Origin of the sequence: Phyllobacterium myrsinacearum, from assembly GCF_002980555.1 — a bacterium.
GTDB classification, from domain to species: Bacteria; Pseudomonadota; Alphaproteobacteria; order Rhizobiales; family Rhizobiaceae; genus Phyllobacterium; species Phyllobacterium myrsinacearum.
In genome coordinates, this window is record NZ_PVBT01000002.1 from 24368 (window position 1) to 43004 (window position 18637).

Annotated in this window: 18 protein-coding genes; 11 read left to right on the forward strand and 7 right to left on the reverse strand. The window is 55.4% G+C overall.

The genetic code is table 11. The annotated features are described in order from the left end of the window. Positions 1-352 precede the first annotated feature (352 nt). The 7 genes from C5750_RS07075 to C5750_RS07105 all read left to right on the forward strand — a co-directional run bounded on the left by C5750_RS07075 (position 353) and on the right by C5750_RS07105 (position 7216). The gene (locus C5750_RS07075; RefSeq protein ID WP_105733189.1) at positions 353-1174 is read left to right on the forward strand and encodes a MurR/RpiR family transcriptional regulator; all 822 of its coding nucleotides are present in this window, start codon (positions 353-355) and stop codon (positions 1172-1174) included. Between the two features lie 138 nt (positions 1175-1312). Beyond that, a complete protein-coding gene (locus C5750_RS07080) occupies positions 1313-1531 on the forward strand; it encodes a beta/alpha barrel domain-containing protein (protein ID WP_105733190.1) in 219 nt (72 codons plus the stop codon). Beyond that, positions 1528-3060: a putative N-acetylmannosamine-6-phosphate 2-epimerase gene (locus tag C5750_RS07085; protein ID WP_105733191.1), complete on the forward strand. Its 1533-nt coding sequence runs from the start codon at positions 1528-1530 to the stop codon at positions 3058-3060. Before C5750_RS07080 ends, C5750_RS07085 begins: the two co-directional genes overlap by 4 nt. A gap of 39 nt (positions 3061-3099) precedes the next feature. Beyond that, positions 3100-4431, forward strand: a complete 1332-nt coding sequence (locus C5750_RS07090) for an extracellular solute-binding protein (RefSeq protein ID WP_105733192.1) — start codon at positions 3100-3102, stop codon at positions 4429-4431. A 40-nt stretch (positions 4432-4471) separates the two neighbouring features. Continuing rightward, positions 4472-5371, forward strand: a complete 900-nt coding sequence (locus tag C5750_RS07095; protein ID WP_245421024.1) for a carbohydrate ABC transporter permease — start codon at positions 4472-4474, stop codon at positions 5369-5371. Continuing rightward, positions 5368-6186 carry a carbohydrate ABC transporter permease gene (locus tag C5750_RS07100; protein ID WP_105733193.1) on the forward strand — a complete coding sequence of 273 codons (819 nt, stop codon included), beginning with the start codon at positions 5368-5370 and terminating at the stop codon, positions 6184-6186. The genes C5750_RS07095 and C5750_RS07100 overlap by 4 nt, the downstream gene beginning before the upstream one ends. A gap of 28 nt (positions 6187-6214) precedes the next feature. Next, on the forward strand, positions 6215-7216 hold the full coding sequence (locus tag C5750_RS07105) for an ABC transporter ATP-binding protein (protein ID WP_105733194.1): 1002 nt from the start codon (positions 6215-6217) through the stop codon (positions 7214-7216). 177 nt (positions 7217-7393) lie between these two features. Here C5750_RS07105 and C5750_RS07110 read toward each other — a convergent pair whose 3' ends face one another. Then, on the reverse strand, positions 7394-7960 hold the full coding sequence (locus C5750_RS07110; RefSeq protein ID WP_105733195.1) for a TetR/AcrR family transcriptional regulator C-terminal domain-containing protein: 567 nt from the start codon (positions 7958-7960) through the stop codon (positions 7394-7396). Between the two features lie 65 nt (positions 7961-8025). On the opposite strand from C5750_RS07110, the gene C5750_RS07115 reads away from it, so the two are divergent. Continuing rightward, positions 8026-9282 carry an FAD-dependent oxidoreductase gene (locus tag C5750_RS07115; protein WP_105733196.1) on the forward strand — a complete coding sequence of 419 codons (1257 nt, stop codon included), beginning with the start codon at positions 8026-8028 and terminating at the stop codon, positions 9280-9282. 40 nt (positions 9283-9322) lie between these two features. On the opposite strand, the gene C5750_RS07120 is transcribed toward C5750_RS07115, so the two are convergent. The 5 genes from C5750_RS07120 to C5750_RS07140 form a co-directional block, all read right to left on the reverse strand. Next, positions 9323-10132, reverse strand: coding sequence for a DUF3313 domain-containing protein (locus C5750_RS07120; protein WP_245421068.1), 810 nt, complete (start codon positions 10130-10132; stop codon positions 9323-9325). A gap of 297 nt (positions 10133-10429) precedes the next feature. After that, a complete protein-coding gene (locus C5750_RS07125; protein ID WP_105733198.1) occupies positions 10430-11833 on the reverse strand; it encodes an ATP-binding protein in 1404 nt (467 codons plus the stop codon). Beyond that, the gene (locus C5750_RS07130) at positions 11833-12573 is read right to left on the reverse strand and encodes a response regulator (protein WP_105733199.1); all 741 of its coding nucleotides are present in this window, start codon (positions 12571-12573) and stop codon (positions 11833-11835) included. Before C5750_RS07130 ends, C5750_RS07125 begins: the two co-directional genes overlap by 1 nt. 631 nt (positions 12574-13204) lie before the next feature. Then, positions 13205-14251 (reverse strand): alpha/beta hydrolase, encoded by a 1047-nt coding sequence (locus C5750_RS07135; protein ID WP_105733200.1) that lies wholly within the window; start codon positions 14249-14251, stop codon positions 13205-13207. A 121-nt stretch (positions 14252-14372) separates the two neighbouring features. Then, positions 14373-15194, reverse strand: a complete 822-nt coding sequence (locus C5750_RS07140) for a DJ-1/PfpI family protein (RefSeq protein WP_199538028.1) — start codon at positions 15192-15194, stop codon at positions 14373-14375. 310 nt (positions 15195-15504) lie between these two features. Between C5750_RS07140 and C5750_RS07145 the strand changes: the two genes are divergently transcribed. The 3 genes from C5750_RS07145 to C5750_RS07155 all read left to right on the forward strand — a co-directional run bounded on the left by C5750_RS07145 (position 15505) and on the right by C5750_RS07155 (position 18157). Then, positions 15505-16074 (forward strand): RidA family protein, encoded by a 570-nt coding sequence (locus tag C5750_RS07145; protein WP_199538027.1) that lies wholly within the window; start codon positions 15505-15507, stop codon positions 16072-16074. 284 nt (positions 16075-16358) lie between these two features. Next, positions 16359-17105, forward strand: coding sequence for a glucose 1-dehydrogenase (locus C5750_RS07150; RefSeq protein ID WP_105733201.1), 747 nt, complete (start codon positions 16359-16361; stop codon positions 17103-17105). Positions 17106-17167: 62 nt separating this feature from the next. Further along, a complete protein-coding gene (locus C5750_RS07155) occupies positions 17168-18157 on the forward strand; it encodes a GlxA family transcriptional regulator (RefSeq protein ID WP_199538032.1) in 990 nt (329 codons plus the stop codon). Here C5750_RS07155 and C5750_RS26340 read toward each other — a convergent pair. Beyond that, positions 18078-18488, reverse strand: a complete 411-nt coding sequence (locus tag C5750_RS26340; RefSeq protein WP_110003316.1) for a hypothetical protein — start codon at positions 18486-18488, stop codon at positions 18078-18080. The genes C5750_RS07155 and C5750_RS26340 overlap by 80 nt on opposite strands. Between the last annotated feature and the right edge of the window lie 149 nt (positions 18489-18637).

Sequence of the window (18637 nt, forward strand, 5' to 3'; positions counted from 1 at the left end):
ATGCGGAACATCGAGCCAAAGTAGGCGCTGATCGCGCCTGCCTACGACTGCGATGAAGTGAACGTCAGGCTCGACATTGCCTGAAATCAACAGAGACACTTTCTTCTACTTCCTGTAGAGAACGGAATCGCGATATGCGACGACCTGTTTCAGGGAAAGCTGAAGTCACTCTTGGCCTGGCGCAGTGTACGACACTTTTTTCTTGGGTTGGTTCAGCGTATTTTCTAGAAAAGGCAGGATGAATTACCGGTGATTCCGCGGCGATAAAGCAATGTCACAATATTTTCTCTGGCTCAGCGCTTTTGGGTTGGGGAGCATTTATGAGGAAACGGCCTTGGATCCAGCTCTACACATGGCGCTTATCGCTAGTATCCGCTCGCGGGCCCCCAATATGACACGGGCGTTGCAACGCGTTGCACACTACACGCTGGAAGATCCTCAAGCTGTTCTCTACAAGAGCATCACCGAACTTGCCGAAGATGCGCATTCCTCGGAAGCCAGTGTCATGCGATTCTGTCGAGAACTCGGCTTTACCGGCTTCCAGAATTTCAAGCTGGCCATGGCGCAAGAGCTGGCAACCCAGCAGCAGCCGAATGCAAATAGTTTGCAAGGCGATCCCGTGCTCGATCTCATCGAAACTGCGCGAATAGCGCTTGACGAGACGGAAAGGCTTTTGGATCGGCGTAACATTGAAGCTGTTGCAAATGAATTGCTTAGTGCTCGCCATATCGAGATTTTCGGTGTCGCCGCATCGGCAATCACGGCGCAATATCTTGAATATAAATTGGCGCGGCTCGGACTTCGATCGCATATTGCCCGCGACGCACATCTGGCCAGTATGGCGGCGGCGACTTCGGGGCCTGCCGACGTCTATTTCCTTGTTTCAAGTTCAGGATCAACGATCGACACGGTCAAGATTGCGGAACTGGCGCATGCGCGAGGTGCGCGGGTCGTTGGCATTACCAGCCGTGTCAAAAGCCCGCTTGCTGCAGTCTGCGATTTTGTCCTTCTTGCATCCTGGCCGGAGACTCCGCTGACGGGAGGGGCTTTTCCTTCCAAAATCAGCCAACTGCTGATTGTCGATGCCCTTGGATCCTATATTACCAAGGCAGCTCCCGAGCGCCTTGATACCATCCGCGAGACTGCACAAAGTGTGACTGACCGCAGCATCTGACGGAATTTCTTGATGCTGCAGCTTCGACTCCTTCTAAGTCAGGATTCGTTTTGGCGGAAATTTTCATACGAAAAAAAACATTGACGAATAATGTTATTATTCTTAGTTTATGTGTAAGAAATAAGATGGGAACTAACAGTGTCGAATATCTTTGAAGGCCTGTGCGGCGATCATATCGTCTCGCGCCAAGTCGCGTATGGAAGTCCGTTGCACCCGGTCAAACACATTGTAGCTCTTGCCCGGGCATCGGTTCTGGGCGCAGCGAAGGCTATCCGGCACTCCAACAACACGATCGTGCTGGATGGGACGGCGGCGCAATATCTGGAACACTCGCAAACGATGGAGCTTGACGCTTGAAATCCAAAGATTCCGGCAACAGCTCTACCAAGCTGAAAAATACACTGAAGAATGCTTTGATCGTTTCATGCCAGCCGGTATCAGGCGGTGCCATGGACGATAGTCCCTATGTGGTCGGCTTTGCGTTGGCAGCACTTTCGGCTGGCGCGGCTGCGCTTCGCATCGAATCGGCACGCTATGTTGCAGCCGTTCGCGCGGCAACCGGCGCCCCGATCATCGGCCTCATCAAGCGTGATCTTGACGAGAGCCCCGTTCGGATCACGCCATTTCTCGACGACGTCGCAGCTTTGGCTCAGGCCGGAGCCGATGTTATTGCGTTCGATGCGACCGACCGGGTGCGCCCTGTGACGGTAGAAGCGCTGACGCAGGCTATACGTGCCGCTGGCAAGCTTTCGATGGCGGATTGCAGTTGTATCGATGATGCCCGCCGGGCATTGGCGACCGGAGCAGACTTTGTAGGTACGACAATGTCCGGTTACACTGGTGGTCCGGAGCCTGTCGATCCCGATATCAGTCTTATTGCAGAGCTTCGCCAACTGACACCCAATGTGATTGCGGAGGGGCGCATACGCACGATCGAACAGGCGCAGGCCGCAGCCCGCGCTGGCGCTTCATGTGTCGTTGTCGGCTCCGCCATCACCCGAACCGAGCACATAACCGCCTGGTTCCGTGATGCCCTTAACGAGGCGTATGAGCCCGCCCCTGTAGTACTCGCCGTCGATCTTGGTGGTACCAAGACCATGGCTTCGCTCGTGCAAGGGGGAGAGGTCCTCGACACCGTTGTCCTTGCTACCGACCGCAGTGGATCACCCGAAGGATGGCTGGCCGCCATCGCAGACGCCACAACCGTCTGGCATGGGCGCTACACCGCTGCAGGCATTGCCGTGACGGGCGCAGTTCGGAACGGCATGTGGCGAGCGATGAACAAGGCGACGCTGGGAATCGAAGGCGAGTTTCCTTTGGTTGCGTGTGCTACTGAATTGCTGGGTGTGCCTGTCGTGGCTGCCAACGACGCTCAGGCCGCTGCGTGGGGGGAATTCAAAGCGACTTCTGATGGTTCCGATTTGGTCTTCATGACGGTGTCTACCGGTCTCGGCGGTGGCATCGTTTCCGGTGGTCGGCTGCTGCAGGGTGTTGCCGGCCATTTTGGTCAAATGTGGGGCCCATCCGGCGACAACGTACCTTTGGAAAGCCGGATCTGCGGACCATGGATCGCTGCCGAGGCGAAGCGGCAGGGGCACGAATGCGAGCCAAGGGAAGTGTTTTCTGCTGCGGATGCAGGCGATGCATGGGCGGTCGCCATTATCGGCGGCGTTGCCCGGCGTTTCGCACGTCTGTGCTGCGACATTCAACTGGCAATCGATCCCGCGCGGATTGTCATTGGCGGGGGTGTGGGCCTCGCCCCGGGCTTCCTGGACAAGGTGAAAGCTGAAATTTTGGCCATTGGTCCATCCGCCATGCCCGAGTTGCGGGCGGCAACCCTGGGACCAAGGGCAGGGATCGTCGGCATTGCAGATTTGGCACTCTAACAAAACAAAAAAAGATGAGCTTCTAGAAGGGAAAGTCACATGAATAGATTGCATAACCTGTTGTATGCCGGTGTGGCGGCGGTCATCTCGTTCGCTGCGCTTCCGGGAATAGCATCCGCCGAAGTCACTGTGCTGGGCTGGCCGGGCGGGTCCGAAGAGACGGCTCTTCGTGCCGCGGTCGAGTCGTACAATGCGCTTCCGGGGACTCCCGCTGAGGACAAAGTCGGACTTTTGTTTTTTAATCGCGACGGCTTCTACGACAAACTGCAGGCAGATCTGGCAGCCGGGTCCGATGCCTTCGACATCAATGTCATCGCAACCTACTCGATTGGACGCTATGCGCCATTCATGGAGCCGGTCGATCTTGGTGCCGATGCGGAAAAGGTATTCGGAAAGCCGATCCTCGAAACCATGCAATTCGAGGGCAAGCAGTACGGCGTGCCAACTGACCTGTCGCTGCACTTCATGTACTATCGCAAGGATCTGATTGATGCGCTGATGGCTGATCAGGGAGCCAAGGCGAAGTACGCGGAGATATCCCAGAAGTATCTTGGCAAAACCCTCGAACCCAAGGCTCCGGACGAATGGACGTGGGACGACTGGGCGGCGACTGCACTTTATTTCACAAAATCTGTGAACCCCGACAGCCCGGTTCGGTATGGCACCGTGCTGCAGATGAAGAACCTGCTGTTCAATATGATGGTGTTCCAGTCGTTGCCGCGTGCGTACGGTGCAAACTGGGCGGACGAATCTGGCAAGGTGACTGTTGACTCGCCCGCTTACCGCGCTGGCCTGGAACTCTATAAGAAGCTTTATGATGCCGGTGCGACACCGAAGGATTCGTTGAGTTACGAATATCCCGAAACCAATGCTGCTTGGGTATCCGGCCAGGTTGCGACAGCCCTGCAGTGGAATGCTGCTGCCAGCGAACTGATGAACCCGGAAAAGGCACCGGCTGTTGCCGAGGATACGGCAATCGTGGCTCCTCCCGCTGGTCCGGAAGGCCGCAAGGATCACATCCACGGCCTCGGTCTCGGCCTCAACAAGAACTCCAAGCACAAAGAGGGCGCGGTCCGCTTCCTGAAGTGGCTGGCAACAGAAGACGCAGCGCTGACTTATGCCAAAGCGGGTGGATCACCAGCCCTTGCTCCCTCCGTCGTAGAAAAGATCGCCGTTGATCGCCCTGATCTTGTTAAGCTCGGCCAGTTCGCGGGGAGCTATGGCTACGTCATGCGTGGTGCTACCTCTGCCAAGGCGCTATCGATCTACGAAGTGCAGGCCAAGGAGTTCACCGCCTATTGGGCTGGTCAGAAGAGCCTTGATGCGGCGCTTTCGGCTGCGAGCCAGAGCATGACTGACCTCCTGAAGTAAATGAAACTGCCCGGGCGCAAGTTCACCCGGGCACCTTTTCATGGAAGAGCGCATGATGCGAACGATTCCCCAGCAGCGTGAAGGCAGGCTTCTCCTGGTGCCGCTTGTAACTTTCCTGCTTGTTTTCTTGAGCTTCCCGGCGCTCGTCGATATCGTCTACGCGCTATCGGACGTCACCTTTCAGACCATGCGTGCGCCGGAATTGGTAGGGCTTCGCAATTTCGGAACGGTGCTTGCTGATCCGGAGTTTTGGTCTGCGTGCTGGTTCTCGCTGCGCTTCGGGGGGCTGACGGCTTTCATCGAATGCGCTCTGGGTCTCGCGCTCGCAATCTTTCTGTCTCCCATTGTCTGCCGTTATGGCTGGACGATCGCCATTTTGATGCTGCCGATGATGGTAGCGCCCTCAATGGTTGGCCTCATGTATCGCCTTGTGCTGCATGAATTCGCAGGTCCGTTGCCTTACTATCTGACACTCTGGTCTGGGACGAGTCCTGCGTTCCTTGACGCTGGCCATGCCTTCTGGACACTGGTGGTCGTCGAGGTGCTGCAATGGACACCATTCGCTTTTCTGCTTTTCCATGTTGCCTACATCTCGATCTCTTCTGAAATCCGGGAAGCGGCAGCAATGGACAAAGCGGGGGCGTGGCGAATCCTTTGGCGTATCGAACTACCGATGATGAAGGCCACGATCGCAATCGCGCTCGGCATCCGCTTCATCGACGGCTTCCGCGTGTTCGACAATGTTTTCACATTGACGGGCGCGGGCGCGGGCGGTTCGACTACGTCCCTGTCGATCTACATCTATCAGTCCTTCTTCAAGGGAGGACAGATCGGACAGGCCGTGGCGGCTTCTGCCTTGCTGTTCTTCACCTCGCTTATCGTTCTTTATGCAGGCGGGATGCTGAAATCTTACCGGGAACGGCGGAGGGTTGCCGCATGAACATTTTACGTTGGCTCGTCTTTGGCATAGCGGCGATCGCAATGAATTTCCCTGTGATCGTCACGCTAATCACCTCGTTCAAGAGTGCCAAAGAGATCGCCATGAATCCGGGCCTGATTGTTCAGGCACCGACATTTGCCAACTATGCGAGAGTCCTGACCGACACGAGCCGCTTTAATATCTATGCCTATCTCTTCAACAGCACCGTCGCCGCGTTCATAGGCTCTTTTCTGGCGCTGCTGCTGACGTTGCCTGCGGCCTACGCCATCGTGCGTACCGGGGTAGGAAAAAAACACCTGCTACCGGTAGTCGCAAACCTGCGTGCAGTGCCGCTGGTTGTGTTCGCGATCCCACTTTACATGATGTTCCAGTTTGTCGGTTTGCTCGATACCCGCATCGGTCTCGGGCTGATACTCACCATAGTCAACCTGCCACTCAGCTTGATGATGATGGTGAACGCGATCTCCGATATTCCGGGTGAGATCGATGAGGCAGCGCGCATGGATCGTGCCAGCGCCTTCGTTATTCTGAGGCGCATCGTAGGTCCCGTTATCCGCCCGGCTATCGTTACAGCCTTCATCTTCGGCTTCATCACCGCATGGAACGAGTATCTTTTCGGCCTGATGTTGACGACGCGGCAGGCGGTTCCGATTACTGTAGGCTCTTCATTCTTCTTTTCTGCAAGTGGCGGCGGCGTCCAATGGGGGATTGCATCGGCGGTGATGGTCCTTGGCGCGATGCCGCCCGCTATCCTCGGGTGCCTCATTTATCGACAATTGACCGGATCCATGACCGCAGGCGCGGTCAAGGGTTAAGCTGGTGCAAAAGTAAAATGGAGTAACTATGGCTCAGATCAAACTCGACGGAACCAGCAAGGTCTTCGGCGACATCACCGTCATACCGCCTCTCGACCTCGAGATCGGCAAGGGAGAGTTCGTTGTCTTCGTCGGCCCATCGGGCAGTGGCAAGTCGACTCTTCTAAGGCTCATCGCCGGGCTTGAACAAGTCAGTGGCGGACGCATCTACATCGAAGGTAGGGATATCACCACAACCCCGTGCGGCGATCGTGGCCTTGCCATGGTGTTCCAGTCCTACGCGCTTTATCCGCATATGACGGTCAGGCAGAATATGGCCTTTCCATTGGAAATGGCAGGCGAGGCCAAAGCTTCTATCAACCGCAGCATCGAGGAAACAGCGCACGTTCTCGATATCACGCGCTTTCTGGATCGTCGGCCCGCACAACTTTCTGGCGGCCAACGTCAGCGCGTTGCGATTGGCCGAGCCATCGTGCGCAATCCGACGGCCTTTCTCTTTGATGAACCTCTATCCAATCTCGATGCAGCCTTGCGAAGTAGTACGCGCCTCGAGATCATGAAACTGCACCAACAGCTTGGGGCCACGATGATCTACGTCACGCACGATCAGGTTGAGGCCATGACAATGGCGGATCGCATTGTCGTGCTCAATCACGGTAAGATCGAACAAGTCGGAACACCCCAAGAACTCTACGAACGTCCGGCTAACCTCTTCGTTGCCGAGTTCATCGGTGCGCCGCGGATGAACCGTATCGAGGGCGAAGCTGCCGCTGCGCTGGGTGCCGGGACCATCGGTGTAAGGCCGGAACATATTCGTATTGTTCAAGAAAGTGGCTTGTGGCAGGCTACGGTCGAAGTCATCGAAAATCTTGGCGCGGAATCGCACGTGCATACACGGTCTGATGTTGCTGGGCCACTCGTCGTGCGCATGTCGGGTTCACCTGGCGTAAAGATCGGCGATAGGATTGGTCTGTCTCCTGCTGACGGCTTTGTTCACAGATTTGATCGCCACGGTATGGCCTTGCGGTGAAGGATTGCCACGACTGATATACTGGATGCGAAATTGGTCCAATCATGCCGAGCGTGGGTTTTCCCCGCGGCCGACATGCATGTATCAGCTAAGCTTGCGATTGAGTATGGCGTAACCAAAGGCAACTTCCGTCGGCTTGTTTGAAATCTAATCAAACCGCGACCAGTGCACCAAAGCCTATCCGCGCCGCTCTCGCACAGCGAGCCCATCAAGGATTAACACCAACCCCTCCTCGAAAGCAGCTTCATAGTCAATCTGCGGATGAGCAGTCGCACTGCTCGTTATCGCACTGGCCGCCTGTTCTTCCAATACGCTGCCGACCGTGAAGTGGCTGGCTGCAAGCATCGCGATCTTAGCATGTTGCTCGGACAGGCCGCAGGAGACCAGAAATGCAATTTTGTGAATAATTCGTTGAGTGTCTGCCTCGCCTGGATATGTTCCGGCATGTAGCCGCGCCCCGTCACGGCGCATTAGCAGGGTTCTCCTAAAACTGCGCGTATTTTCAAGGAACCAATCGTACCAGTTGTCGCCGATTATCGGTAGCGGAGCGAGAGCATGGGGCGCCATTGCAGCTTGTGCCATTTCGGCAAGCAACGCGTCTTTCTTTTGAAAGTGCCAATAGAGCGACGGTTGCTCAACCCCCAGCCGCTTTGCCAACAGCCGGGTGCTGATACGGTCCAAGCCGACTTCATCGAGCAGGGCAAGTGCTTCAGCGATGACAGTTTCACGATTCAACTTTCTCATATTGACAGTTTATCAGTGATAGGGAATATTGCAAATAACCTATCACTGATAGATTTAGGAATGATATGGAACGTGCAATCGCGAGCAAAAGCCTAAGAATCCTCATTTGCGGAGCTGGAATAACAGGACCGAGTCTGGCTTACTGGCTTGCCCGCGCTGGGCACCGGGTCGTCGTATTTGAACGGTTCCCGGCCCTTAGGGCCGCAGGTGCTCAAGTTGACCTTCGCGGTCAGGGCATCGATGCAGTTCAACGCATGGGACTTTTGGACGTCATACACAGCAAGCGTGTGGACGAAGCCGGTGTGGCACTTGTCAATGCTGAAGGCAAGGCGAGGGCAACGCTCTTGGCCAACACGTCAGGTCAAGGCGCACAGTCTTTGACATCCGAATACGAAATCATGCGTGGAGATCTTGTGCGCATTCTTTATGACGCGACGAAAAATAATGTGGAATATGTTTTCGGAAAATCGGTTGAGCATGCCGAGCAAGACCAGGATTGTGTCACCGCACATTTTTCTGATGGCTCCTCTGCCGAATTTGACCTTCTGATTGGAGCCGATGGTCAAGGCTCGCGCGTTCGCAACGCCATGCTGCCAGGAGGATATTCTGATCCATACCTGCCTATGGGGATACACATGGCCTACTGGTTCATTCCCCGGATCGCATCGGACGGTAACATCCGCGAGACCTACAACGCGACCGGGGGCAGGATGATCATGCGGAGGAGCCATAATCCGACGCAGACCCAGGTTTACTTCGTGCTCAGGGAGACGTCGCCCGAAGCATCAGCCATTCATAAAGAGCCGGTGGAGAGCCAAAAGCAGTTCTGGGCCAGCAAATTCCGAGACGCAGGTTGGCAGGCCGGGCGATTTGTCGATGGAATGACGACCTCCGGCTTCTTTTACTCCCAGGAAGTGGTGCAGGTGCGTATGGATAGCTGGTCCAAGGGCCGAGTGGTACTCGCTGGCGATGCCGCACATTGTGCGTCTCCCTTCAGCGGCATGGGCGTATCCGGGGCGCTAGTGGGGGCTTATATTTTAGCGGGTGAGATCAATCGAAGCAGCAATAACCTGCCTTTGGCGCTTGCCAATTACGAAACTGCGCTGAGACCGTTTGTCAACGAGATACAAACCGTAAAATCATCGTTACTTCGTTTGGCAATGCCCAAAACCCAGTTGGGAATAGAGGCGCTCCATTTTGGAGTAGGTTTGGCATGCTCTCTTCGAATTCCACAGCTAATCACAAAGCTTTCAAACAAAGACAGGGGAGGGTCGTGGCAGTTGCCGGAATATGCGCGTTCTGCCATGAACCTACATCATTGATTTGAGAGCAATTAAAGTATTGCAGATGCCGAAGGTTTGATCACTTCGATGGGGACAGATTGTTCTGTATTCTGCCGGACTTGTCGGTCCAGGAGGGGGGAGCACCAAATTTGGAACCGATAACGTCCATCAGGCCGGGAGCCCGGCCAAAAGTCTCGCAGGCAGCATATTTGGGTTTGCCGCCGAGCATCGATTTCATTTTTTGCCCGGAAGGCAATGCAAACTGTATATCTGAGGGTTCTTTGCCCTTCACGATCATCCGGGAGAAATAATTGCCAAAATTGGAAGCCAATCCATAGGCGTCGCCAACGTCAGAAACCCGGGCTTTGTTCACAATTGAATTCGCGCCTTTGGACCAGACTACCGCAGCACGCTGCACGCCGCTAAAATCAATGGCCTCCGCTTCCACCGCAAGTCCACCGAGCCCAAGCGGGAGACGGGGAATGCTGACTGGTAAGACTGCGCTACTGCCAAGTGAGACGGCCGTTGATAATCCAGCAATTGCTTTGTTTGTCGGGACGATGTCTGTGACCACCGTGTGTACCGTCAAATCCGCTGGCTGGCTTGATCCTACGATCTGGAATTTGTCGCTCAGCGCAACACAGACAGCGCGATCCAGAGCGTTTGCCACCAATGCACGATCCTCAGCGCGGTGAACACGCGACGACAAACCGAAGGCAAATGTTGTGGGCACGATCTTGACCGTCTTTAAACCGGCGAGACCTGTTCCATCAACGAAGGTGCGGGATTGGGTAAATTTTCCTTTCACAGTGCCAAGGCGATCGTAGGACGTCAAAGTGCCAGCTTCCTTTAGAGGCACTGACGTGCAAGCTCCAACCACCAGAGCCATGGGCAGTGCCAGGTAAGCATACTTATGCTTTTGTGTTGCGATATTTATGCGGGTAATATCCTTACCGCGCGGCAATCGAACGATGCACGGCTTCGGCAACCTTGGTGCCGCGGATTGAAGGAACAAAGACATTCGGGTGAAACTCCTGGGCTTTCCAACAGGCACATGTGTGCCGTCGTCGTGCGCAAGTTATCTACAAAACCGCGTTGCCTTGTGTTTCCTAATATTAAGTTTGTTTACGCAAATGGAGCAAAAAAGTGGCGCGATTGCTTGACTGTGAAGGCCGCTTCAGAGGCTTCAGACTCGTTGATTGTGCTGCTGGACGTGGTCGAGGAATTTGGTCCGCATTTGCCCGGCGGGCATGGTGTTTTGTGCCGGAAGATCGATCTGGGCATTAAGGCCATGCGGTTTGACATTCAGGAGTTCGATCTTGCCGCCATGCGCGCGCACGATATCATCAACAATTGATAGACCGAGCCCAAACCCGCTACGATCGGCTGAGGTTCTGGCGATGTCACCCTTAAAGAAGGGCTCAAGCACCCGCGTGCGCAGGTTCGCCGGCAGCCCGGGACCATCATCAACGACGCTTATGCGCACTGTGCCACTCTCAATGACGGACAGCGTCACTGAGATTCTCTTTGCAAACTTAGTGCTGTTTTCGACAAGGTTCGTAACAGCTCGCGCCAGTGATCGCGGCTTGCAGCGATACGCGAAGCGTTCCGGTCCCGCATATTTGAGATTGTGACTCATATCGGAAAAGTCGGAACACACCGTGCCCAACAGACTGGGCAGATCGACGTTCAGAAGCTTTTCGGTGACCATTCCCTTGTTCAGATAGGTCAGTGTATCCTCGATCATGTCACTCAAAACAGCGATGTCAGTAAGTATCGCTGCCCTAAGCTCCGGTTGCGTAGAGCGTTCAGCGCGCAGGCGCAAGCGTGTCAGCGGTGTCCGAAGATCGTGACTGATCGCTCGCAGCATCTGGGTGCGGTCATGCACCATACTTCTCACACGGCTGCGCATATCGTTCAGCGATTTTGCGAGCGTTCGGATTTCTGCAGCGCCCTCCTCTTCGAAGGGTCTGTCTGGCCCATCGTCGGGCCTCAGTTTTTCTGCGGCATCTGCAAACCGTAGGAGAGGTGCAGTAATCATGGATGCTGCACACAGCGAGAGAAGAAGCACGGGCAGGAGGACGACGATTACTTTCAAAATAAGGTTGATCTGTTTATCGGTGATCCAGGAGGCTGGCGGAGGAGGTGAGGGCAGGAACGCCAAGGCTCTATCCTCGCCAATGCCAACGACGAGCACATTGTGCAGTCGGCCGGAAGAGGTATCCGAACGAAAATTCGTGATTACCGTATCGGGTAGATTGTCTCTGACAATCTGTCGTACGTCCTGGCGAGGGACCGGCGGCGATGCGACGGGTGCAAGTTCAGCAATCGACACCTCCTCGACCTGAAGACCAGTCTTCGAGACGACATCCAGGATCGCAGCCTCCTGCTCCGGCGTACTGGCGGCTCGGATCTGCTGCGCGACCATCTCGATCTTCAAGGCCGTGTTGCGGGCATAGGACAAGCTTTCGGGAGCATACAGTGTAAAGGGCTGGGTAATGATGGTCAGAAAGGCAACAAGCAGGACGGGACCAATCGCCGAAACCACGATCTGCCAACGAATGGAGCGGGCTTTGAACTTTTCAAACACTAGCAGTCCTTCACCCTTGGAGTGAACATGTAACCGCCCAATCGAACGGTCTTGATCATCGTCGGCTCGTGTACACTGGGTTCAATCTTTTGACGCACGCGACTGACATGAACGTCGATACTGCGCTCCACCGGGCCTGCTGTACCTGCATGTGTCAATCCCAATAGCTGCTCGCGGGTCATGATACGGCCCGGGTTGCGGCAGAACGCGAGAAGCACGTCGAATTCTGCCGTGGTCATGGATACGTGCACACCATCGGGATTAAGGAGTTGCCTCAAGGCAGGATCAATCAGCCAGCCAGCGAACTGCATGGGGCTCTGTTGAGAGCGTGGCTCGGCGCTATAAGAGGAGCGGCGCAGCAATCCTTTTATGCGAGCCAACAACTCGCGGGAATTAAAAGGCTTTGTAATGTAGTCATCGGCTCCAATCTCGATGCCGACGATGCGATCAATATCATCACTGAGTGCTGTGAGCATGATGATCGGTGTGACGGATGTTGCCCGAAGCCGGCGACAGATACTAAAGCCGTCTTCGCCCGGTAACATGGCATCAAGCACGATGAGATCAAAAGACTGCTTGCGCAGCAAAGCGTCCATGTCGGTTGCAGAACCAGCAGCGATAGCTTGAAAGCCGTTGTCACTCAACATCTCCACCACCATCACAGCAATCTCTTGATCATCTTCAACGAGCAGAATGCGGGAAACTATATTCGGTACAATGAGATGCAAATTAGCGACCATGCTATGCCTCGCTCAGAAGCGACTGATAAACAGCCGCTGGTCATCGTTTTCTATTGTCGTGTAAATGCCGGAAAAGTCACGCGGCGATATGTTTTGATATGTTAAGACAGCAGAGAATATTCAAAAGCCATGGATCGTCGTGCGCTTTTCCACCCTTGCTCCTGTGGCCGGCAAGGATGAGGCAGACGGTAGGCAGCAACACTGTTGATCCCAAGCTTTTGACTTACACAGAAACCCGGGGTCGCCGACGCGGGCCCATTAGGTGCAGGAATTGCTGGATACCTGGCAGCTCTCTTCGCCGTATAGGCGTGTTGATCGTGTGAAACAACTTCAATCCCAGGATGGCCTGTCAGCCAAGCAGCAACGGTCGCAATTTCACGGTCCTGCAGTAGTTTGACGGTCCTGCATTCTTCCAGATCGCAGGCGAGCGTGCCGCAGCGACGATGGCGGCGAAACGTCCGATCATCGACGTGGGTGGCATTGAGAGCTTATGTCGATGACTGGCATGTTTGGCACGACCCGCAGCAAGGTGTCGTTGCTCAGTGGCACTACCAAGCGTTGTGCAGCGGTCACTGTGGCACCCGCCCAGAGCCAGTCCGAGATCATGACGCACGCAAGACTGAAGAGGATATCAGCGGGCAAGATGCCGATCGAAGAAGGCGGCAATCTCTTGGAACACCTCACGGGTTTCCGGAGCGGTATCGTCACGGATGTACTGGGCGTGAGACATCGCCTCGAACACCTGGAGTTGCGCATCGACCCCCGCTTCCCGCAGCTTTCGATGCACGCGAACGGTGTTGCTAAGTAGAAGATCACGTGTGCCCGTCGTCAAGATGGCGGGTGGGAACCCTTTGAAGTTGCCATATACAGGCGAAAGGAGCGGATCTTTGAGATCGTGGCCGTTCGCGTAAAATCGGGCGGCAGGCTCGCAGATGCCGTCGCGCGCGACCAGCACATTGTCAATCATGGCGTTCGTGGCAAAGCTATCGCCAACACCCGTGAGCTCGGCCATCGGCGTACCGGGCCCTATGGCGCCAGGCAGAGGCAGTTTCAGCTCTCTGGCCCGAAGTACCATCCCAAGTGTAAGCGCACCACCGGCCGATGAACCGAACACTGCCATCTGTGACGGTTTGTGAGTCTTCAACGCTGCCTTCCACACTGCAACCACATCATCCAGAGCAGCAGGAAAATAAGCTGCCGGTGGCATCCGATAGTCGACTGAAACGACGTGAAATTGACCGAAACTGGCCATGAGGATGGCCTCGACGGTAGCCGCAGGGCCACCGCCAAGAACATAGCATCCGGGGTGGACGTGGATGAGGAGCCGGTCGCGGTTCTCCGGCGCCACAGTCTCGGGTAGAATATCGAATACCGGCACGCCACCCATGGTTTTGGCGGAAACCTTGACGTGCAGACGAGCCGCCATATCCGTGGCAGTCTTGGTTCCGCTTGCCTGACTGGCGTTCTGGCGTGCTTTCCACTCCTCGGCAGTCTTGGGCAAAACATTATAGTTTTCCGGCACAGGCAGGCCTGCAAGCCCCTGGATCTGCGGACTGACGTCAGCCGGTGCAGGCAGAACTCGGGGAGGGATGACCCGCTCCTGGGCGTCCGCTGCACCGTTCATAATCAAAGCAGTCAACAACGCAGCTGTTGTCCAGGCGAGTTTTTTGTCGGTCATACCTGTCTTCTCTCAATGAAACTGGTCAAATGGGGCAGCGGCAAGCTGCCCACACGCTCGAATGAAGAACCAAGTGCTTAGCCCCGAACATGTCGCAAACAGACCGCTGTTGTACGGTCAGCTAAAGGCCCGCGGTGGCCGCCAGGCTCGCGTAGCGCTTCTTGAACGCGGCAATGACTTCCGGAGGCGCGGTTTCCACACTGCCAGAATGGAAAGGCGGCTCCGGGTTGTATTCCATCAGGAGCTGGACAACCTGAGCCTGTACCGGTCCCCGCAACTCATCCGCTACCATGAGTGCGAAGTCGATTCCTGCAGTTACGCCCCCTCCACTCATGTAACGGCCATCTTTGACCACGCGTGCCGGATCCGGAATTGCTCCATACTGTTTGAGAAGACTGCGCTGCGCCCAATGGCACGCGCTCCGCTTGCCCTTCAGCAGTCCCGCAGCTCCCAGAATGAGGGAACCGTTGCAGATCGACGTGATGTATTTTGCGTCTGCCGCAAGGCGGCGAAGATCATCCTGAACGTCTGCGCGCATCATTGTCGAACGATCTGTTCCCCCTGGCACGCAGAGGAGGTCACAACTCGTCACCTTGGATAGCTTCATGGTTTCGCCAAACGCTACGTGCGTATCCGATGTAAGGGGCCCGCCATCGGGACTTGCCACATGGACCTCTACATTGGGCAACCGCGCGAATACTTCGTTTGCGCCGGCAAAGTCCAGCAATGTGAACGTTGGATAGAGAACCATTAGGATTTTAAAGGGCTTGTCTTCGCTTTTGCTGTCTGCCGCAAGGACGTTGAACGGTAACATACCGGCAGCCACCCCGACCGTTGCGGCAATTCCACCAAGTATCAGCGTTTGGCGGCGCGTATACGAACCTTTGGCATTGTTTGGCGCTTCTTGTAATGGATCAGTTTGAAGGTCGAGCGTTTCGCTCATGATGAGTTGCTCCGTGACGTTGATTGAGCGTAAAGGGGGGCAATTGCTGCCGACGGCCGAAGAGTACATGGCGTCCGCCGGTGCTCAAGGTCGTATTTCCCTCGATTCCGGACGTGGCGCTTTTGTGTTGCTACCGCTCGCAACGGCCTCTCTGTGATAGACAATCAACAATGGTAGATGGCTGAAAACGAGGGATTTAAGTCGTTTTCCCCGCAAAGCACGCGGGTTAGACTGTATTCGACTGACCCTCGCCATATCTCCAACTGTTGCCGGGCTATCTTCAGTCCCGGCCATATTTCGGAACAGATACATGACCGATACGACCGAGCATCGCCGTACCTTCCTCGCACTGGCGGCGGGAGCGCTTGGAGCGGGTGTTGCCGCTGCTGCTATCCCCGAATTTGCCCAAGCAGCCCCTGGTGGAACATCCGGCTCCGAGCGCAACCCCAAACGGAAGAACCCGAATATGAGAAAACAAACAGTTGAGATCGGCAAAGAGAATGCGGTGTACGGTACCAGTTCACGCGCATTCGAGAAATACGGCTACTCGCCAGCAGTAAAAGCCAATGGGCTATTGTTTATCGCCGGCACAGTCGGCGTGCGCCCTGATGGTGCGGTACCGGATTCGGTGGAGGAACAAAGCGAATTGGCGTTTCGCCGCCTTTCCGAGATTCTTCGACTCGAAGGTTTAACAATGGCCGATCTCGTTGAGGTCGTCAGCTACCACGTGGATATCGGAAACAATCTTAAGGATTTTATTCCCGCAAAGGAACGATACTTTGAAAATCCGTTCCCCACATGGACCATAATTGGAGTGGAGGCCTTGGCTAGACCAGCGCTCAAGGTTGAGATACGCAGTATTGCCGTACTTCGAACCTAGACGTGAATTCGGATCGGCACGCTGGCTGCATGACCTACCCGGCAGCTCAACAAGTCACGCGTATCCTCATCTCCAATTGTTCAAAAGTGGCCGGCCCGCAGATGGCTTGCTTGCCCATGAGGCGCATTCTTCGATGACGTCGGCCTTAAGGCCGCGCTGATCAAAATCATTGGCGATGCGTTTCGAGGTACATTTGCTCCTCTCTCCATCGTTTGCCGCCATTACGTCCTCAAGGTGTTCAGGCGTAAATAGACATACTGCATTCAAAACATGGAACAAATGCAATGAAACTGTTAGGTAAAACCGCACTAATTACGGGTGGTACGAGCGGTATCGGTTTGGCGACTGCCAAACTCTTCGTCCGTGAAGGCGCGCGCGTCGCCATTACGGGTCGCGACGCAAGCCGCTTTGAACAGATCAAGGCTGAACTCGGCAAGCAGGCAACCATCATTGCTGCGGATGTGCGATCTGTTGCGGACATGCGCAACGTCAGCAAACAGATTGAAGACGAGTTTGGCGCGCTCGATATATTTTTTGCCAATGCGGGCGTGGCGCTTTCGACACCACTCGCGTCAACCGATGAAGCATCATATGCTGAACTAATGGATATCAACGTGAAGGGTGTTTTCTTCTCCATGCAAGCGGTTTCGCCGATCTTGCGGGAAGGCGCATCAGTGATACTCGTTACATCTTTTCTTAATCAGGTGGGGAGGGAAGGTCTGTCGTTGTTATCGGCGTCCAAAGCGGCAGTGCGCTCTTTGGCGCGTACATGGTCACGCGAACTGCTTGCCAGGAGAATCCGGGTAAATGCGGTCAGCCCAGGCGGTGTCGATACGCCGTTGCACGACCGGGGTCGCCGTACACCCGAGGAGGTCAAAGCCAGGAAGGCCGAACTTGCGTCGCGTGTACCACTCGGCCGCCTTGGAGAAGCCGATGAGATCGCACAGGCTGTTCTGTTTCTTGCAAGCGATGAATCGCGCTACATTTTGGGCGCGGAATTGGTCGTCGATGGCGGAATCTCGCAACTATGACAACAGGTAATGCTGAACCGGTAGCGCTCATGATGCAAAAAACCAAGAATATGAAAAGCATTATGGCTGAAGGAGGGGCGCCTTCTCGGGATATCGCTTTTATGGTTTTTCCCGGCTTCCAGATTCAGGATTTGAGCGGGCCGCTGGCCGCGTTCGAGATTGCCGGGAATGCAATCACCGGTCAACCATACCGGCGGCATGTTGTTTCGCAGACAGGAGGGGCAGTTTCCAGCTCCTGCGGTCTGGAAATCATGACTCAAAAAATCCGGTCGGAAGCGTACGATACCCTTCTTGTGATGGGTGGCGCTGCGTCAGCGAATCCGTCGGACTTGCTTTCAATATCACAACAGATGGTTGCGGTAGCTGCGAAAGGTACCCGCCGGATAGCGAGCGTATGCACGGGTGCTTTCATCCTTGCAGCAGCCGGTCTGCTGGATGGCCGCCGCGCTACAACACATTGGAAACATACGGCCCATTTGCAGCGTCAGTTTCCCAGAGTCAAAGTCGAACGGGATCGCATTTTCACAAGGGACGGGAATATCTGGACGTCTGCGGGTATTACCGCGGGGATCGATTTGTCCCTGGCGATGATCGAGGAAGATTTTGGTGTCGACGTGTCCCATGCAACCGCGCGGATGCTGGTGGTGTATCACCGTCGGCCCGGTGGCCAATCGCAGTTTTCGGCCTTGGCGGACATGGAGCCAGAGTCGGACAGAATCCGGGAGGTGCTGACTTACATGCGTGAGAATCTGGCGGATGCGCTATCGACCGAACGATTGGCTGACGTCGCATGTCTCAGCCCCCGTCAGTTTGGACGCGCATTTCTAGCCGAGACAGGTGAAACACCAGCCAAAGCTGTTGAACGGCTTCGAGTGGAAGTTGCTCGGCAGCGGGTCGAGCAAGGTGCGGAACCGATCGAAATCATTGCTCGTATGGTCGGCTTTGCCGATCCTGAAAGAATGCGCAGGGCGTTTATACGTGTGATTGGCCATCCGCCGCAAAGCATTCGTCGGATGGCCGCTCGTGACGAAGCAGATTTATCGCTCCAGTAAAGGGCGCAACATTATCGGCAGCGCGGGCGACATCCCGTTCAAAGGCCCGCCACAAAGACAGGCGTCCCGTATTGCTTTCGGCGAGCGCCGTGCCACCGGAACGGCCGATCCAGTCCTGCAGTCTCTCCACGCCGATCTCAAGGTCGTTGTGATCGTTCATATCGCGGGTGTTCTGGAACTCGATCTCTCCGCTGTCGAGAATGTCGAGCAGATTCTTCGACGTGGTGTAATGGACGAACCGGGATTCCGGCGTGATGGCCGCACGGCTTTTGAAGGCATTCGGCATGAAGATGCTGAGAATTCTGACAACGGCCGGATCCCAATTTTCCATAGACATGTTCCTTGGATTTGACGCAAAGCCGCCAATGCGCTCGCAGCACACCGGTATGCAGCCAGCTCATTCCATATTTCGCTGGTGCGTGTTGAGAACCACTTTCCTGCAGCCATCGCTCGCGAAAAGACGGCGAACCGGCACGACAA

Coding starts and splice junctions, on each gene's coding strand:
- C5750_RS07075 (WP_105733189.1), top strand. CDS start 353: ATGGCGCTTATCGCTAGTATCCGCTCGCGGGCCCCCAATATGACACGG.
- C5750_RS07090 (WP_105733192.1), top strand. CDS start 3,100: ATGAATAGATTGCATAACCTGTTGTATGCCGGTGTGGCGGCGGTCATC.
- C5750_RS07095 (WP_245421024.1), top strand. CDS start 4,472: ATGGAAGAGCGCATGATGCGAACGATTCCCCAGCAGCGTGAAGGCAGG.
- C5750_RS07100 (WP_105733193.1), top strand. CDS start 5,368: ATGAACATTTTACGTTGGCTCGTCTTTGGCATAGCGGCGATCGCAATG.
- C5750_RS07105 (WP_105733194.1), top strand. CDS start 6,215: ATGGCTCAGATCAAACTCGACGGAACCAGCAAGGTCTTCGGCGACATC.
- C5750_RS07110 (WP_105733195.1), bottom strand. CDS start 7,960: ATGAGAAAGTTGAATCGTGAAACTGTCATCGCTGAAGCACTTGCCCTG.
- C5750_RS07115 (WP_105733196.1), top strand. CDS start 8,026: ATGGAACGTGCAATCGCGAGCAAAAGCCTAAGAATCCTCATTTGCGGA.
- C5750_RS07120 (WP_245421068.1), bottom strand. CDS start 10,132: ATGGCTCTGGTGGTTGGAGCTTGCACGTCAGTGCCTCTAAAGGAAGCT.
- C5750_RS07130 (WP_105733199.1), bottom strand. CDS start 12,573: ATGGTCGCTAATTTGCATCTCATTGTACCGAATATAGTTTCCCGCATT.
- C5750_RS07135 (WP_105733200.1), bottom strand. CDS start 14,251: ATGACCGACAAAAAACTCGCCTGGACAACAGCTGCGTTGTTGACTGCT.
- C5750_RS07140 (WP_199538028.1), bottom strand. CDS start 15,194: ATGAGCGAAACGCTCGACCTTCAAACTGATCCATTACAAGAAGCGCCA.
- C5750_RS07145 (WP_199538027.1), top strand. CDS start 15,505: ATGACCGATACGACCGAGCATCGCCGTACCTTCCTCGCACTGGCGGCG.
- C5750_RS07150 (WP_105733201.1), top strand. CDS start 16,359: ATGAAACTGTTAGGTAAAACCGCACTAATTACGGGTGGTACGAGCGGT.
- C5750_RS07155 (WP_199538032.1), top strand. CDS start 17,168: ATGGCTGAAGGAGGGGCGCCTTCTCGGGATATCGCTTTTATGGTTTTT.
- C5750_RS26340 (WP_110003316.1), bottom strand. CDS start 18,488: ATGGAAAATTGGGATCCGGCCGTTGTCAGAATTCTCAGCATCTTCATG.